At 67.5% G+C, this 14193-nt stretch carries 19 protein-coding genes; 9 read left to right on the top strand and 10 right to left on the bottom strand.

Annotation, left to right across the window (positions count from 1 at the left end):
• Nucleotides 1-70: 70 nt before the first annotated feature.
• Nucleotides 71-559 (top strand): carboxymuconolactone decarboxylase family protein, encoded by a 489-nt coding sequence (locus EV647_RS39500; RefSeq protein ID WP_134012360.1) that lies wholly within the window; start codon nucleotides 71-73, stop codon nucleotides 557-559.
• A gap of 1 nt (nucleotide 560) precedes the next feature.
• Here EV647_RS39500 and EV647_RS39495 read toward each other — a convergent pair whose 3' ends face one another.
• Complete coding sequence (locus tag EV647_RS39495; protein WP_134012358.1) at nucleotides 561-1085, bottom strand: DinB family protein; 525 nt, start codon at nucleotides 1083-1085, stop codon at nucleotides 561-563.
• 63 nt (nucleotides 1086-1148) lie between these two features.
• A complete protein-coding gene (locus EV647_RS39490; RefSeq protein ID WP_133785889.1) occupies nucleotides 1149-1559 on the bottom strand; it encodes a VOC family protein in 411 nt (136 codons plus the stop codon).
• Between the two features lie 119 nt (nucleotides 1560-1678).
• Between EV647_RS39490 and EV647_RS42360 the strand changes: the two genes are divergently transcribed.
• The 4 genes from EV647_RS42360 to EV647_RS39470 all read left to right on the top strand — a co-directional run bounded on the left by EV647_RS42360 (nucleotide 1679) and on the right by EV647_RS39470 (nucleotide 6175).
• Entirely contained in the window at nucleotides 1679-2053 is a 375-nt protein-coding gene (locus tag EV647_RS42360) for a VOC family protein (protein ID WP_166680543.1), read from the top strand.
• A gap of 254 nt (nucleotides 2054-2307) precedes the next feature.
• Complete coding sequence (locus EV647_RS39480; protein WP_202876470.1) at nucleotides 2308-3144, top strand: GDSL-type esterase/lipase family protein; 837 nt, start codon at nucleotides 2308-2310, stop codon at nucleotides 3142-3144.
• Nucleotides 3145-3199: 55 nt separating this feature from the next.
• Nucleotides 3200-3967: a hypothetical protein gene (locus EV647_RS39475; protein WP_238177622.1), complete on the top strand. Its 768-nt coding sequence runs from the start codon at nucleotides 3200-3202 to the stop codon at nucleotides 3965-3967.
• 315 nt (nucleotides 3968-4282) lie between these two features.
• The gene (locus EV647_RS39470; RefSeq protein ID WP_238177621.1) at nucleotides 4283-6175 is read left to right on the top strand and encodes a heparinase II/III family protein; all 1893 of its coding nucleotides are present in this window, start codon (nucleotides 4283-4285) and stop codon (nucleotides 6173-6175) included.
• Between the two features lie 186 nt (nucleotides 6176-6361).
• Here the strand turns inward: EV647_RS39470 and EV647_RS39465 are convergent, their stop codons facing one another.
• Complete coding sequence (locus EV647_RS39465) at nucleotides 6362-6943, bottom strand: DUF664 domain-containing protein (RefSeq protein WP_134012352.1); 582 nt, start codon at nucleotides 6941-6943, stop codon at nucleotides 6362-6364.
• A gap of 61 nt (nucleotides 6944-7004) precedes the next feature.
• On the opposite strand from EV647_RS39465, the gene EV647_RS39460 reads away from it, so the two are divergent.
• Nucleotides 7005-7475 (top strand): NUDIX hydrolase, encoded by a 471-nt coding sequence (locus EV647_RS39460; protein ID WP_134012350.1) that lies wholly within the window; start codon nucleotides 7005-7007, stop codon nucleotides 7473-7475.
• A 21-nt stretch (nucleotides 7476-7496) separates the two neighbouring features.
• On the opposite strand, the gene EV647_RS39455 is transcribed toward EV647_RS39460, so the two are convergent.
• The 3 genes from EV647_RS39455 to EV647_RS39445 are packed head-to-tail and all read right to left on the bottom strand — an operon-like array spanning nucleotide 7497 to nucleotide 9036.
• Entirely contained in the window at nucleotides 7497-7889 is a 393-nt protein-coding gene (locus EV647_RS39455) for a hypothetical protein (protein ID WP_134012348.1), read from the bottom strand.
• Nucleotides 7886-8485 carry a hypothetical protein gene (locus EV647_RS39450; RefSeq protein ID WP_134012347.1) on the bottom strand — a complete coding sequence of 200 codons (600 nt, stop codon included), beginning with the start codon at nucleotides 8483-8485 and terminating at the stop codon, nucleotides 7886-7888. The genes EV647_RS39455 and EV647_RS39450 overlap by 4 nt, the downstream gene beginning before the upstream one ends.
• Nucleotides 8482-9036: a GNAT family N-acetyltransferase gene (locus tag EV647_RS39445; RefSeq protein ID WP_166680542.1), complete on the bottom strand. Its 555-nt coding sequence runs from the start codon at nucleotides 9034-9036 to the stop codon at nucleotides 8482-8484. Before EV647_RS39445 ends, EV647_RS39450 begins: the two co-directional genes overlap by 4 nt.
• Before the next feature lie 112 nt (nucleotides 9037-9148).
• On the opposite strand from EV647_RS39445, the gene EV647_RS39440 reads away from it, so the two are divergent.
• Nucleotides 9149-9508 (top strand): YciI family protein, encoded by a 360-nt coding sequence (locus EV647_RS39440; RefSeq protein WP_134012345.1) that lies wholly within the window; start codon nucleotides 9149-9151, stop codon nucleotides 9506-9508.
• Nucleotides 9509-9755: 247 nt separating this feature from the next.
• On the opposite strand, the gene EV647_RS42355 is transcribed toward EV647_RS39440, so the two are convergent.
• The 3 genes from EV647_RS42355 to EV647_RS43455 all read right to left on the bottom strand — a co-directional run bounded on the left by EV647_RS42355 (nucleotide 9756) and on the right by EV647_RS43455 (nucleotide 11123).
• A complete protein-coding gene (locus tag EV647_RS42355) occupies nucleotides 9756-10133 on the bottom strand; it encodes a hypothetical protein (RefSeq protein ID WP_166680519.1) in 378 nt (125 codons plus the stop codon).
• A 77-nt stretch (nucleotides 10134-10210) separates the two neighbouring features.
• Complete coding sequence (locus tag EV647_RS39430; RefSeq protein ID WP_134012344.1) at nucleotides 10211-10948, bottom strand: DUF4389 domain-containing protein; 738 nt, start codon at nucleotides 10946-10948, stop codon at nucleotides 10211-10213.
• Nucleotides 10949-10997: 49 nt separating this feature from the next.
• Nucleotides 10998-11123 carry a hypothetical protein gene (locus tag EV647_RS43455; protein WP_255517859.1) on the bottom strand — a complete coding sequence of 42 codons (126 nt, stop codon included), beginning with the start codon at nucleotides 11121-11123 and terminating at the stop codon, nucleotides 10998-11000.
• A 234-nt stretch (nucleotides 11124-11357) separates the two neighbouring features.
• Between EV647_RS43455 and EV647_RS39425 the strand changes: the two genes are divergently transcribed.
• The gene (locus tag EV647_RS39425; RefSeq protein ID WP_134012342.1) at nucleotides 11358-11843 is read left to right on the top strand and encodes an NUDIX hydrolase; all 486 of its coding nucleotides are present in this window, start codon (nucleotides 11358-11360) and stop codon (nucleotides 11841-11843) included.
• Nucleotides 11844-11888: 45 nt separating this feature from the next.
• Here EV647_RS39425 and EV647_RS39420 read toward each other — a convergent pair whose 3' ends face one another.
• Entirely contained in the window at nucleotides 11889-12455 is a 567-nt protein-coding gene (locus tag EV647_RS39420; protein WP_134012340.1) for a TetR/AcrR family transcriptional regulator, read from the bottom strand.
• Between the two features lie 121 nt (nucleotides 12456-12576).
• On the opposite strand from EV647_RS39420, the gene EV647_RS39415 reads away from it, so the two are divergent.
• Nucleotides 12577-14034 carry an MFS transporter gene (locus tag EV647_RS39415; RefSeq protein WP_134012338.1) on the top strand — a complete coding sequence of 486 codons (1458 nt, stop codon included), beginning with the start codon at nucleotides 12577-12579 and terminating at the stop codon, nucleotides 14032-14034.
• The last annotated feature ends 159 nt before the right edge of the window (nucleotides 14035-14193 follow it).

Here is a 14193-nt window from a genome sequence, read left to right as displayed (position 1 = left end):
GGTCGTCACGGGAGTCGCGCCGACGGCATCTCGTGTTCGTCCAGTAGATCCCATAGTGAGGACGACGACGATGGAACCCCGTATCGACCTGTTGCAGAACGAGCTCGGTACCAAGCTCGCGAAGCGGATGTTCGCGGTCCACAGCCTCGTGCAGCAGACCGGCCTGCCGGCGGCGACCCAGAACCTGGTGATGCTCCGGGCCAGCCAGATCAACGGCTGCGGACACTGCATCGACATCCACGCGAAGGAAGCCGCGGCCGAGGGTGAGACGACGACTCGGCTGAACCTGGTCGCCGGCTGGCGTCACTCGACCGTGTTCACCGAAGAGGAGCAGGCCGCGCTGGCGATGGCCGAGGAGGCGACCCGGCTCGCCGACGCGTCCGAGGGCGTCTCGGAGGAGACGTGGGCCCGTGCGGCGAAGTACTACGACGAGAACCAGCTGATCGGACTGGTCACGCTGATCGCCATGATCAACGCGAGCAACCGGATCGCCGTCACCCTGAACCAGCTCGGCGGCTCCTACGAACCCGGCCTGATGGCGGCCACGATCAGCAGCTGACCTACTCCGCCGCGGCGGCCGGGGCGGGAAGGTCCCAGATGCGCTCGGTCTCCCAGGCGTATTCCCAGGCCTGGATGTCCGGGGGCTCGATGCCCATGCCGGTCAGAATGGCGCAGACCTGCTCGCGGTGGTGGTTGGCGTGGTTGATCGCCTGGGCGACGAAGATGCCGGCGCGGGTGCCGCGGGTGTTGTCGTCGACGACGATCACGCGTTCGACGTCGAACGGCTGGGTGAGGAAGTACTCCCAGAGGGCGCCGGCCTCGGCGTTCCAGGTGGCGAGGGTCTCCAGGTCGGTCGCCGGTTCGCTGTCGACGTACTCGAGGGGCCGGTCCGCGATCCGGCGCAGATAACTACCGTCGCAGCGGACGATGTGGTCGAGGGTGGCGAGAATGCCGCCGTACGTCCCGACGCCGGTGATCTCGAGCTGCTCGGCGGTCAGGTTCTGCGCGAGGCAGAACCTGATCAGGCTCCCGGTCGCCCAGTTGTTGTGCCGGATCGGGTCGTACAGCACGTCGTTGAGTCCCATACCGGCCCAAGCTAGCGGCGCGACGCTCCCCGGGGACACCCATTTTCCCCGGGGAGGCGGGTGTCAGCTCGCCGCGATGTTGACCATCCAGTTGATGCCGAACTTGTCGGTGACCATGCCGAACTCGTCGCCCCACATCTGCTTCTCGAGCGGGACCGTCACCTTGCCGCCGTCGGCGGACAGCTTCTCGTAGTAGCCGCGCAGCTCGTCACCGTCGCCGCTCAGGCTGATCGCGATGTTCTCGCCCGGGTTGTACGACATGCCCTGCGGCGTGTCGGCCGCCATCAGCGTGAACCCGCTCGGCGTCTCCAACTGGCTGTGCATCAGCTTCTCGTCGTCGTCCGGTCCGTGACCGGCGCCGAACTCCTTGAAGGTGTTCGACGACAGATCCCCGCCGAAGACCCCCTGGTAGAACTCCATCGCCGCGCGCGCGTCGCCGTCGAACTGGATGTACGGATTGAGCCGAGATGCCATCGAACTGTCCTTCCCCCAACCGGCCGGGCCCTCTGGCCCGGCACCCATGTCCCGCACAGTAGACCCGGCCCCCGACAGTTCGCGACCCCCTGAATCCAGACATGCCTTAAGGTCTCGGCATGTTGCTGCGACACGTCACGATCGATGCCGGAGACCCGTACAAGCTCGCGCAGTTCTGGAGTGCCGTGACCGGCTGGCCGATGGCCGACGGGGACGTGCCGGGCGACGACGAGGTCCTGCTTCAGGCGCCGGCGCCGGTCCCCGGGCTGCTGTTCATCAGGGTCCCGGAAGGAAAGGCCGTGAAGAACCGGGTGCACCTCGACTGGGGCCCGACTGAGCGTACGCGCGACCAGGAGGTCAAGCGGATCCTGTCGCTCGGCGGCACGATCTACGAGGACCACAGGGTCCCGGACGGCCGTGGCTGGGTCACGATGCGCGATCCCGAAGGCAACGAGTTCTGCGTCGAGCGCAGCGAGGCGGAGCGGGCGGGCTGAGCTACCCGACGGGTGTCCAGGCACGGCGCGGGCGCGCCGCATCGTCCACCGGTCGTGATCGAGCGCCCACGTCCCGTCACTCGCTCACGGGTGACGGGTTCCGGTATGGCCGGAATTTGGGTCTTCGGGGATGCTGGGGTGGGAACCGGGGGGTTCGCTCCGGGGTGTTGAGGGTAGGAGCATGCAGCGAATTCGGGGGTCACCGCGTCATGTCTGTGTAGGGAGCGGCGACGGAGGCTGGGGGGTGTGTCGAGATGTTGCAACAGGTACGGGAACGGCCGGGTCATGCGCACCATGAGAAGCCATCCGCGCTACGGGCGTTTCTGGAGTCGGTCGCCGCGATCGTCGTGACGCTGCTCGTGGTGGCGTTGCTCGGCGGCGTCCTCGTCGTACTCGATCCGCGGCCGACGAGCGCCGACACCACGGTCGGCGGGTCGTACAGCGTCCCGTCGAGCGGGCCGGGGCGGTACGGATCGGGCACGCTCGGCCCGTGGCAGAACCTGATCCACCGGATCAGTCCTGAGGACCAGATCCGCGAGGTGCTCGCGTTCGACGGCATCCTCATGTTCGGCGACAGCATCGCCGTCCAGGACAGCGCCGCGCTCGAGCGGTTGCTGGCGGATCGCACCGGCGACTCGATCGCCTTCCACGACTGGTCCGGACAGCCGGCGTCGGCAGCGGTCGACGCGCTCGAAGAGTGGTCGCGCAACTACGGTCTGCCGCGGCGGATCGTGATGGCGGTCGGTACGAACGACATCTTCGACCCGCCCGCGTTCGCGGCACAGGTCGAGCGCGCGCTGCGGATCGCCGGGCCGGACCGGACCGTGTACTGGGTGAACGTGTACGCGGACCGCACCAAGCAGCCGGCCGCGGTACGCGAGGCCGATCTCGCCAACAGCGCGTGGATCAACCAGCAGCTGCAGGACGCGGCGCTCCGCCACCCGAACCTGCGCATCATCGACTGGTCCGGGTTCCTCACGTCCCGGCCGAACCGGCCGGCACAGTACCTGCGCGACGGCGTCCACACCCGTCCGCCGATGGGCGGATCCGCCCGCAACGAACTCATCGCGGACGCCATCCAAAGTCGCTAGCCGACGTGCCGACCGCAGTGCCAACCTCAGTGCCAACCTCTGGGCCAACCTCAGCGTGAACAGAGGTGTGTTCATCAAGCGCTGGTCGGCCTCGGCCGCCGTCATCGTGGTCCTGACCGCGTTCTTCCTGACCCTGCTGCACCTCGAAGCCCCGTCGGCGCACGCGAAGGCGGCCGCACCGGTGGTCAACGCGGGAACCTACGGATCCGGCGCGCTCGGATCCTGGCAGGCGAACAACCGCGTGATCTCGAGCAGTGCGGAGGTCCGCCACGTCGTCGCGTCCGACGGCGTAGTGCTCTTCGGGGACAGCATCGCCGTACAGGACGGCGCGGCTCTCGGCCGGCTCCTCGGGCAACAACTCGGTACGTCGTTCGCGCAGTACAGCTGGGCCGGTCAGCCGGCGTCCGCCGCTGTCGACGCGATGGCCGTCTGGTCCCGCGAGTACGGCCTCCCGCGGCGGATCGTGATGGCAGTCGGGTCCAACGACATCTTCGATCCGCCCGCGTTCGCGGCGCAGGTCGAGCGTGCACTCCGGATCGCGGGCCCACAGCGGACCGTGTACTGGGTCGACGTACAGGTCTCCCGGACCGACGAGCCGACCACGGTCCAGGTCGCCGATCAGCGCAACAGCGAGTGGATCAACCTGCAACTGGAGCAGGCGGCACTGCGGCATCCGAACCTGCGGATCGTCCATTGGGCCGAGTTCCTTGCCGAACGCCCTGACCGGCTGCACACCGACCTACGTGACGGCCGCCACACGACCGTGCCGGAGGGTCAGAACGCGCGGAACGCCCTGATTCTGCAGGCGATCCGGCCCAACTGACCCTGCCCTTCCGGGCAACGGAACCGAAGTTGCCGATCCGCGCAACTTTTCGGCCCGCTCGCGACATCTATCAGGTAGCGGCAACAATCCGACCTCGGGGGGAACCGATGGCGACGTACCCGACAGGAGCTGACCGGCAGATTTGATGCCGGGTGCAACCTTCGACGACTCGCTCCGCGTTTTCTGAAGTGCCGCGTTTCTGAAGTACCGCGACTCAGCAACACAACCACTTGACTCTGTCCCGGGGATCGCCCAACCCGAATTCAGGTCTAGGCCAGAATAGGTATGCCTTCGGGTGTGCGGGGAGGACCAACGATGCCTGCGAGACATCTGCGCACGTCCGGTACGACGCTGCGACTCACGATCGCGTTGCTCGCGAGCGTCGCCGTACTGGGCGCCGTACTGATGATCCCGTGGGGCGGCTCCGAGCCGGAGGCTGCTCCGGACCCGACCGTGAGCCACACGCCCGAGCCGCCGACCGCCCCACCGGCACCGGTGCGGCAGAACGTCTACACGTGCCCGGCGTACAGCGGGATCGACCACACGAACCCGGTCGCCAACCTCTACAAGGACACGTTCACCTGGGGTACGACGCCGCCCACCAAGGTCGGTGACGGCAAGGGGAACATCAACTGGCGGATGAATCCGCCCAACAACCCCAGCTGGTACATGTGGCTGCACTCGCTTCGTTGGCTGGGGCAAGGAATCGACGCCGCCGCGGCCGGCGACAAGGCCGCCCTGCAACGGGTGAGCGCGATCACCCACGACTGGGTCAAGGACAACCCGTACTCGTGGAAGTCCGACGTCGGCGCGTACGAGTCCACGATGCATCGCACCAACGTGCTGATCTGCCTGCGGCAGGCGGTGCTGTCGGGGCTGCACGTGGCGCGGCTGCCGCTGACGTACGCGTGGCTGGACAAGGCGCTGCTGGAGCACGCGTGGTTCCTGCAGAAGAACTACAGCGGCGACTGGAACCACGGCACCGACGAGAGCTTGGCGTTGTTCGGGATCGGGTGCACGCTCCAGCGCGACGATCTGAAGAAGATCGCGTCCGACCGGCTGACGAGTGCGATCAAGACGTCGATCGACACGCAGGGCTCGACGAACGAGCAGTCGACGGCGTACGCGCAGTTCAACTACGTGCTGTGGGGGCGGGCGATCGACGTACTGCGGAAGTGCGGCGCCGACCCCGGTACGACGATCACGGCCCGCCGGCGGGAACTCGCGAAGTGGCTCGCGCTGGCGACCAACTCGCTCGGGAACCTGCCGCAGCTCGGCGACTCCGAGGTGGTGCGCACGACGCCCGTCACCGGGACGGTCCTCGAGTACGCCGGGACCCGCGGCGTCCGCGGGATCCGGCCGACGCAGCGGATCGGCATCTTCGACGCCGGGTACATCTTCGGGCGGACCGGATGGGGCGAGACGCGGCCGTTCACGCAGGAATCGACGTACAGCATCCGGTTCGGGCCGTCGCAGAAGCTGCACGGGCACAACGACCACACCTCGATCACGTACACCTCGCGCGGGCGCGACATCCTGGTCGACGGCGGGCACGCCGGGTACAAGATGGACGACTGGCGGTTCTGGGCCAGGAGCCAGTTCGCGCACAACGAGATGACCGTGAAGTCGGCGACCGGGCACCCGGAGACCAAGCTGGTGCGGTCGTCGATCCAGGCGACGTCGGAGTTCTACGAGCTGCACGACTCCCCGGGCGCCGGGATCGACCGGACGCGGGACGTGCTGGTGCTGAAGGATCCCGATCTGATGGTGGTGCTGGATCGCGGTTCGTCGGCTGCGGAGCAGGAGTACTCGACGCTGTGGCATCTGCCCGCGGACCAGAAGGTGGTTGTCAGCGGCAAGGACCGGGCGGTGGCCGCGCGGCCGGGCGACAAGGTGAAGACGACGTTGCTGCAGATCCCGTTCCAGCAGCAGACGACGCCGATCGAGGTGACGACCGGGCAGCAGGACCCGATCCAGGGCTGGCACTACAGGACGATCGACAAGCGGCTGCCGTCACCGGTGGTGAAGTTCAACCGGTCCGGGCGGAACGCGAGCATCCTCTCGGTGATCGCACCGACCCGCACGAATGCGACAGTGTCGTACACGACGTCCTTGCAGGGCTCGCGGATGATCGTGAACCTGACGGTCGACGGCGTGACGACGGTGATCGGCGTCGCGGCAGACGGGACGATGCAGCGGATCAAGTAGTCGTTGCGGACCGCCAGCACTACACAACTGCCGCTCGCGGCGCGCGCTGAGCGTGAGCCGACGTCGCCGAAGGAGGTTGTGTAGTGCTGGCGGTCCGCCCCAGCGCCAGGCGGCGGCGGGCGGCAGGCGGCAGGCGGCGGTAGGCGGCGCCGGGCGGTAGGCGGGGGAGGGCGGTAGGCGGCGGCTTCAGGGCTTGGGGCCGACGGGGTTCCAGTCGTGGGGCGGGTCCTCGCCGACGCGGCCGTCGACGGCCTCGCGGATCAGGTCGGCGTGGCCCGTGTGGCGGCCGTATTCCTCGATCAGGTCGCACACCAGCCGACGGAGGCTCGCGTGCCGCCCGTCCGGCCAGGCGATGTCGGCCGGCTGGTCGAGCCCGCCCTCGGCGATCGCCGCCGCCAACGTCTCCCGGGACCGCGCGACCGCACCGTCCCACAGCGCGTACAGCTCTGCCGGCGTGTTGTCGGCCGCGGAGTTGAACTCCCAGTCGTTGTCGTCGCGCCAGCCGTTCTCCAGCCACGGCCCACCCATCGGCTTGCCCTGGAACTTCACGTCGAACATGTAGTCCTCGTTCGCCGCCAGATGCTTCATCAACCCACCGAGCGTGATCGACGACGCCCCGATCCGGGTGTTCAACCCATCCGCGTCCAGCTCGTCGACCTTGTACCGGAACGTCGTACGCAACCGGTCCAGCGCCCCGACCAGATGCTCGACATCACTCCCCGCCACCGGCGGCTCCCACCACGGCGAAACCCACGCGCTCTCACTCATAAACAGCACGGTAAATCCAATTCCGGACACTCCCCTTCCGGAACCTGGAATACTCCTCCGCATGCAGCGGTATGCGGGCGTGATCGCACGGTACGACGGGATGGTCGCGGTGGTCCGGGAGCAGTACAAGGCCTGGGATGCGCCGTACTGGAACCTCCCGAGCGGAGCCGTCGAGGACGGGGAGACTCCGGCGCACGGCGCGGTGCGGGAGCTACGCGAGGAGTCGGGGCTGCTCGCCGCGGCCCATGAACTCGAACTGGTGTGGACGACACGGACAGTTGTCGACGGTCGGATGACGTCGCAGTCCTGGAACTACGTGGTGGACGTGAGCGATCCCGCGTTCGCCGTCGACGATCCGGACGGGTCGGTGATGGAGGTCCGGTGGTTCCCGGTAGAGGACGCCGTACGGCTGCTGCGCGACCAGCCGTACCCACCGATCGCCCTACCCGCGGTCGACTACCTGACCCACGGCGTACGCGGACGGAACTGGGACTTCACCTTGGATGGTGAAGTCTGGAGCTGGGAGGCCTGACCTCAGACGGCCCCGCGCCGCTCAGCCGGCGGCGTCGCCGAGCGCGCGGGCTTCGCGGTCCAGGCGACGCACGGTCCGCACCGTCCAGATCACCAAGCAGACGACGAACACCATGCCGGCCAACGACACCGCCCTGATCGGCCAGTCCGGAACGAAGATCGCAGTCCAGCCAAGGGTTGCAAGCACCGCGAGAGTTGCCGCTCCACCGAGCACCGCGCCCACCACGACGCGCGCCCTGGTCAACGGTTGGGGCTTCGGCGGATGCTTCATGGTGCGGTAGGCCCCGAACGCCATCAGCACGGCGATGACGGCGGGCAGGACAGCCCCCAACGCGTCACCGGCCAGCCCGTTACCGACTGCGGCGCCAAGATTGACGACCACGGTCACCCAGAGCAGAGCCACCAGTCCCCTCATGGACTGATGATAGGGAGCCAGTTGGTGCGTTCGTAGATGTTGCGGTTGCCGAGCCAGTCGCGGTACTCGTCGTACGTCGACGCGCCGCCGTCGAGGACCGCCTGGTACAGCCAGTAGCCCCGCGCGCGCTCGCCCCGGGTGACGGCCTCCTCTTTGATCGCGAGGATGGTGTCGCGGGTGTCCGGCGTCAGATGGTGTCGGAGCGCTTCGGCGAACGGTCCGCCACCGGGGGCATCAGGGCCGAACACCCACATGTCGACGGTCCAGGTGTCATCCGGCGTTTCGTATTCGAGCTTCCAGTACTGCCCTTGCTCGTGGCGGTCGCGCGCGTCGAGATACGTGATCCGCCGTACCTGCGGAAGCTCCGCCAGGACACTCATCACGGCGAACCCGTCCGCGACGCGCGGCTCCTCCGAGCGGATCTCCAGATCGATGTCCGGGTCCACGACCAGCTCGATCGCGACGGAGCCGACGACGGTCACCTCGCCGTACACGCTCCATCGTGCGATCAGGTCCAGGTCCCGCAGCAGCTCGTGCGCCGCCTGCAGACGGGCCTCGGCGCGGGCAGCGCGGGCGGCTCGGGCTTGGGCGTTCACAGGCTTCGGCGTACGACGACGTTTCGTTTGGCCGTCGTACGGTCTTCGGCGTACGTCGTGAAGCCGGCGGCGAGGAACGTGCTGAGTACGCCGCGACCGGGATCACCGGGCATCGCCTTCACCGGGTACGCCTCCACGATCCGCGCGCCCGAGCTCCGCGCGTACTCGACGGCCGCTTCGACCATCGGCGACGTCAGCCCTCGCCCGCGGTACCCGCTCTTCACGAACAGGCAGTTGATCGCCCAGATCGTGTCGTCGTCCGCCTCGTCGATCGGCAGCGTTCGCGAGTGCAGGATCGCGTAGTACTCCGTCCGCGGGGCCACGGCGCACCAGATCGCCGGGCGGTCGTCGACGTACCCGATGAGCCCGACCGGGACGCCCGCCTCGACGAAACCCTCAAGTGCGGCGCGGTTCTCGGCGCTCCCGTTCGCGGCAACAGTTGCTGCCGGCAGTCGACGGGCCATGCACCAGCAACCCCGCGTACCGCCGCTCGGCCCGAACAGCTCGACCAGGTCCGCCCACCGCGCCTGATCAACCGGGTGCGCCTCCATCCGCGCATTCAACCATGATTGATTTGAGCAGCCCTGTCGGATCCGGAGCTCGGCGTTCGTTGCAAGGGTGAGCGGCGGCCGGAAGAGGTCGTCAGGACAAAGGAGTGATGAGATGCCGCGGTACCTGATCTCGTTCGAGAAGGGCGCGATGGACCACATCCCGGAGGAGGACTTCCCCGAGGTGGGCAAGGCCTCGCACGCAGTGTGTCAGGAGGCGAAGGACGCCGGCGTGTTCCGGTTCGGCGGCGGGTTGAGCTACGACGACGGCGACGTGGAACACGCGGTGGTCGGCACCGACGGGCAGGTCGTCGACGGCCCGTACCTGGAGGGCAAGGAACTCATCGGCGGCTTCATGACCGTCGACGTCCCGACCCGCGAAGAGGCCCTCATATGGGCCGCCAAGATCGCCGCCGCCTGCCGCTGTCCCCAGGACGTCCGCAAGTTCGTGCACGACCCCGAACTGATCGAGTGACGCGCGGACAGGGTGGCCGACCATGAGCGACCTCGAGTCCGTCGGCTGGCCGCCCGGCCCGATCAAGATGATCGGCATGGTCACCCTCTACCAACGCGACACGGACCGCCCAGGCCAGGTCCGCCCGGAGCTCGCGTCAGTCGAACTCGGCTACCTGTTCCTGCCGTCCTCCTGGGGTCACGGTTACGAAGCCTGGGGCGCCGAGCAGTGGATGGGTTTCTGGACACCCAGGACCGCTGATCGAGTGTCAGCGCCAGGGATCGCCCGGGGTCCGGACGTAGCGCTGCCAGGTGTAGCGCCACGGGATGACGGCCACGATGACGACGATGAAGGTGCAGTTGAACAGTACGTCGCGCGCTTCGGTGCTCAGATCGTTGGCGATCAGGTGGGGAATCGCGACCGTACCGAGCCAGATGACCTTCCAGGCCACCTCGAACAGCAGGATCGGCAGCATCCGCACGGGGTATCTGAGCCCGAGGAACGCCAGCAACGACATGGCCGTCAGCAGGCAGGCGACAACCCCTTCCATCACCGGCAACGATCGAACGTCCTGAACCAGAACCGGCCACTTGACGATCGCCAGCCCCATCCCCATGAACGCGTACCCGAGCCGCATGACGTTCATCCGCCGGACAGTCAGCTCCTGATCGCGACCTGGGCTGGGCGTTCGTACGTCGCGACTAGCAGTGTTGCTTCGTCCGCTCACGGCGTGTCTGATGCCCTGAGCAGGCGCTCAGAACTCGGGTCGCCGGACGGAGGCGGTACGGCGAGGACGGGATCACTGCCGCCCTGGTCGAGACGGAACGGCGGATACACATCAGTCATCAGAGCGGCATAGCCTGCGACCCGGAGAGCCCAGCGGTTCATTCCGAGAATCACGTCGTACAGCGGTCGAGGGTATGCGCCGGTGAAGGCCAGGATGACCGCGGCGATGATCACCAGGATTCCCACCAGACCACCGCTGCCGCCGACGTTCCACTGCCAGTTGTCGGAACGGTTCGCGGCCCACATTCCACCGCCGACGAAGAAGCCGACGATGATGTAGTGCGGGATCGCAAGCAGCCACCACTTCACCAGGACCAGGCCTCGGGACAGGCGTTCGGGGTAGTCGACCGACAGGTGCGCGGGATAGTCCTCGACCTCGGCCAGCGTGAACGGCGGGTACTGGTCGGTGCCGAGTGCTCCATAGGCGTAGTACGTCACGCGCCACGACCACCGCATCACGCCGACGTTGTAGTCGAAGATGCCGCGCGGATAGCGACCGGTGAACAGGATCGCGAAGAACGCCACGACCGAGCTGACCATGAAGCCGATCCACAAGAACAGCAACACGACGTAGTGCGGGATCACGAGGATCCACTTGACCAGCCAGAGCCACCTGGACGGTTTCGGATCGGATGCGGCGTTCACATGCACCGGGTACACCACAGATGTTGTCATCAGAAATATCCCCCAAAGGGATTGCACAACGAATGAAGTCGAGGAGGGCTCAGATGGCAAAACTGACTGCGCTGCCGTCACGCAGAATCGGTTGATACCGCAGTAGCGCCGCGACCGAGGTGATCTCGGTCGCCAGATAGAACACGCCCGCGACAGTCGCGGTCCGTGCGCTCATGTTCGCCACACGTCTGAGCTCCCCCTGCAGGCAGCACAAGACCCCGGCGTCCGTGCCCGTCGACAACGAACACGCCCGACACCCCCACCCGCTCACGCCCCGTGCTGCTCACCATCCTCGCAAGCCCAACCCCTGTCAACGTTGAGATCAACCACCCGGTAGAAGGCGTGCCTGGCGGCGCCCGCTAACCCCACGAACCGAACTGGGGAACGCGGGCTGTGGTTGGCTGGCGACGTGGCCGACGACGTGCACTTCACCGCGAGGTTCCCCACCAAACGGATGGCTGCCGACTGCCTGTTCACGGATCAAGCGGACCGGTTGCTGGTGCTTCAGCCGCCGTACAAGACGACCTGGGACATCCCCGGCGGCATGGTCGAACGCGACGAATCGCCACGCCTCGCCGCCCAGCGCGAGGTGCTGGAGGAGATCGGCCTCTTCGTCGAGCCGGGCAGTCTGCTCGCCGTGGATTGGATCCCGCAGACGGGAGACTTCACAGAGATCGTCGCGTTCCTGTTCGACGGCGGGGTACTGGCACCGGCCGATATCGACCGCATCGTGCTCCAGCCGGCGGAGGTCACCTCCTCCAGGTTCGTCACACTCGAAGAGGCCGGCCACCTCCTCGACCCAGAACAGTTCGCACGCGTCGCGGCCGGGTTCAAAAGCCGACGTACGCCGGAAGCCGTGTACCTCGAGAACGGCGTTCCACCGCACGGCACCTGACCGCGCCCCGGAACGACGGACCCCAGCGCCGCAGCCGGATTGAGGTCATAGCAATCGGTCGACCAGCCCGTCGACGTACTCCGGAGTGAGCGGGCCTATGCCGAGCAGGACGCGGACATACATCGGGGCCAGGATGTGGTCGACCACGCCTAACGCGTCGGGTGCGTGCTCGCCGCGTTCCACGGCGCGATCGAGCATGGACTGCAGTTGCCGGGTGCGTTCGGCGAGGAGGTCGTCACCCGCCTGCTGGCCCTGGTGGCCTTGGCTGGACAGCGCCACGGCCAGACGCAGCAACGCCAGACCGTCGGGTCCGGTGATCTCGCGGGCCACCTGGGCCGCGTAGGTGCGTAGGTCGCCGGCCAGGCTCCCGGTGTCGGGCATCGGCGACTGCGCGTTGAGGCGGGTGAGCGCCACGTCGGTGAGCAGGGTTGCCAGGTTGCCCCACCGGCGATAGATGCTGCTGTCGGCCACACCAGCGCGGGCCGCAACGTCGCCGACGGTGAAGTTGCCGTAGCCGCGCTCGTTGATCAGGTCGGTGACCGCCTGGTGCACCTCCGCGGCGACGCGCGCGCTACGCCCGCCGGGCCGCCGGGCTCGCTCTCGCTCGTTCATGAACCCCACCTTAACGCAGTTGCGACTTGCGTTTGCTACGCATACCTTCCTACACTCGCCTAACGCAGCCGCTGGCTGCTTTAGAGCGCCCGAGGCGCACCTGACGATTGAGAGGATCCCCATGGCTGCATCGCCTGCGGCCGTAGGCAGTCGACCGAATCGGGCCGTGCTGCTCGCGGTGACCTGCCTCGGCCAATTCATGGTCCTGCTCGACAACACGATTGTCGGAGCGGCGCTGCCCGACATGCAGCACCGGCTGCACACTCAGCTGACTGGTCTGCAGTGGATCGTCGACGCGTACGTACTGCTGGTCGCCATGCTCCTGCTGTCCGGCGGTGTCTTCGCCGACCGGTTCGGCCGCAAGCGGGTGTACCTGACCGGCGTCGCGGTCTTCACCGCCGCGTCGGTGGTGTGCAGCCTCGCGCCCTCGCTCGGCTGGCCGGTCGCCGGCCGGGTGCTGCAGGGCATCGGGGCCGCGGCGCTGAGCCCTGCTTCGCTGGCCCTGCTCGCCGCCGCCTATCCCGTGCCGCAAGAACGAATCAAGGCGATCGGGCTGTGGGCTGGATTCAGCGGAATCGGTCTGGCAGCAGGCCCCGTGGCCGGCGGCGTACTGACAGAGGCCTTCGGCTGGCCCGCCATCTTCCTGGTCAACCTGCCTATCGGCGTAGTCCTTCTGCTGGTCGGTCTGCGCAGCCTTGCAGAAACCCGCAATCCGAGCGCCCCCGCGATCGATGTGCCGGGGACGGTGTTGTCCGTTCTGGGGGTGGGAGCGCTGACCTACGGGCTGATCGAGGGTGGTGCCCGCGGCTGGACGTCGTCGGTGATCCTGGGCAGCTTCACCGCCGCCTTGATCCTCCTCGCCGTATTCGTCGCCGTCGAAGCGCGTCGTTCCGCTCCGATGCTGCCGCTGCGGCTGTTCCGGCAGCGGCTGTTCACAGTGTCAAACACCGCCATGGTCGTGGTGGGGTTCGCACTCATGGGGTCGTCGTTCTTCTTCTCCCAGTTCTTCGTGTACGTCCAGGGCAGCTCGATCCTGCGCGCCGGCCTGCAGACCCTGCCGGCAACCCTCGCCATGGTGATCGTCAGCCCGTACGCGGGCCGGCTCGCCGCCCGGTACGGCTTCCGAATCGTGGTGACCACCGGCCTGGCCCTGGCCGGCCTGGGACTGCTGGCGCTCGGCATGGTGCACGCCGACACCGGCTACGGGAACGTGTGGTGGCGGCTAGGAGTCGTAGGCATCGGCTTCGCCCTGACCATGTCCCCACTGACAGGAGCCGCCATCCAAGCGGTCAGCCCGCAGGAAGGCGGCCTCGCATCAGGCATCAGCAGCACGACGCGACAGATCGGCGCGGTCCTCGGCGTGGCAGTTCTCGGAGCCATCGTCCGCACCCGGCAATCCGACGGCGCCTCCTTCGAGACCGGCCTCAACACCGCCTTCCTCGCAGCCGGCACCGTCACATTGACCACCGCCATCTTCACCGGCCTGTGGCTCACAAGATCCAAACCCACCGCACCACAACATCCCACCGACCCAGCCGCAGTCACCACCTCAACCGAGGCACCCGCAAACAGCCACTAACGACGAACCCCCAGCTTCAGAGAGATCTCTGACCTGGGGGTCTGGGTGGAGCCGCCTGTCGGGATCGAACCGACGACCTTCTCATCACGAGCCCGTTGCCATAAGCACCAACCATGCGACGACTCCCGGCCTGGGGCTGTGATCGTGCCTCGGCGCCTG

Source organism: Kribbella sp. VKM Ac-2566, assembly GCF_004366005.1.
GTDB classification, from domain to species: Bacteria; Actinomycetota; Actinomycetes; order Propionibacteriales; family Kribbellaceae; genus Kribbella; species Kribbella pratensis.
Note: the sequence above shows the minus strand (reverse complement) of the source record. Positions and strands in the feature narration are given on the sequence as shown.

Bases quoted from the DNA above. Each gene is read 5' to 3' on its own strand.
- EV647_RS39500 (WP_134012360.1), top strand. From the start codon at position 71: ATGGAACCCCGTATCGACCTGTTGCAGAACGAGCTCGGTACCAAGCTC.
- EV647_RS39495 (WP_134012358.1), bottom strand. From the start codon at position 1,085: ATGGGACTCAACGACGTGCTGTACGACCCGATCCGGCACAACAACTGG.
- EV647_RS39490 (WP_133785889.1), bottom strand. From the start codon at position 1,559: ATGGCATCTCGGCTCAATCCGTACATCCAGTTCGACGGCGACGCGCGC.
- EV647_RS42360 (WP_166680543.1), top strand. From the start codon at position 1,679: ATGTTGCTGCGACACGTCACGATCGATGCCGGAGACCCGTACAAGCTC.
- EV647_RS39480 (WP_202876470.1), top strand. From the start codon at position 2,308: ATGTTGCAACAGGTACGGGAACGGCCGGGTCATGCGCACCATGAGAAG.
- EV647_RS39470 (WP_238177621.1), top strand. From the start codon at position 4,283: ATGCCTGCGAGACATCTGCGCACGTCCGGTACGACGCTGCGACTCACG.
- EV647_RS39465 (WP_134012352.1), bottom strand. From the start codon at position 6,943: ATGAGTGAGAGCGCGTGGGTTTCGCCGTGGTGGGAGCCGCCGGTGGCG.
- EV647_RS39460 (WP_134012350.1), top strand. From the start codon at position 7,005: ATGCAGCGGTATGCGGGCGTGATCGCACGGTACGACGGGATGGTCGCG.
- EV647_RS39455 (WP_134012348.1), bottom strand. From the start codon at position 7,889: ATGAGGGGACTGGTGGCTCTGCTCTGGGTGACCGTGGTCGTCAATCTT.
- EV647_RS39445 (WP_166680542.1), bottom strand. From the start codon at position 9,036: ATGGAGGCGCACCCGGTTGATCAGGCGCGGTGGGCGGACCTGGTCGAG.
- EV647_RS39440 (WP_134012345.1), top strand. From the start codon at position 9,149: ATGCCGCGGTACCTGATCTCGTTCGAGAAGGGCGCGATGGACCACATC.
- EV647_RS42355 (WP_166680519.1), bottom strand. From the start codon at position 10,133: ATGAACGTCATGCGGCTCGGGTACGCGTTCATGGGGATGGGGCTGGCG.
- EV647_RS39430 (WP_134012344.1), bottom strand. From the start codon at position 10,948: ATGACAACATCTGTGGTGTACCCGGTGCATGTGAACGCCGCATCCGAT.
- EV647_RS43455 (WP_255517859.1), bottom strand. From the start codon at position 11,123: ATGAGCGCACGGACCGCGACTGTCGCGGGCGTGTTCTATCTGGCGACC.
- EV647_RS39420 (WP_134012340.1), bottom strand. From the start codon at position 12,455: ATGAACGAGCGAGAGCGAGCCCGGCGGCCCGGCGGGCGTAGCGCGCGC.
- EV647_RS39415 (WP_134012338.1), top strand. From the start codon at position 12,577: ATGGCTGCATCGCCTGCGGCCGTAGGCAGTCGACCGAATCGGGCCGTG.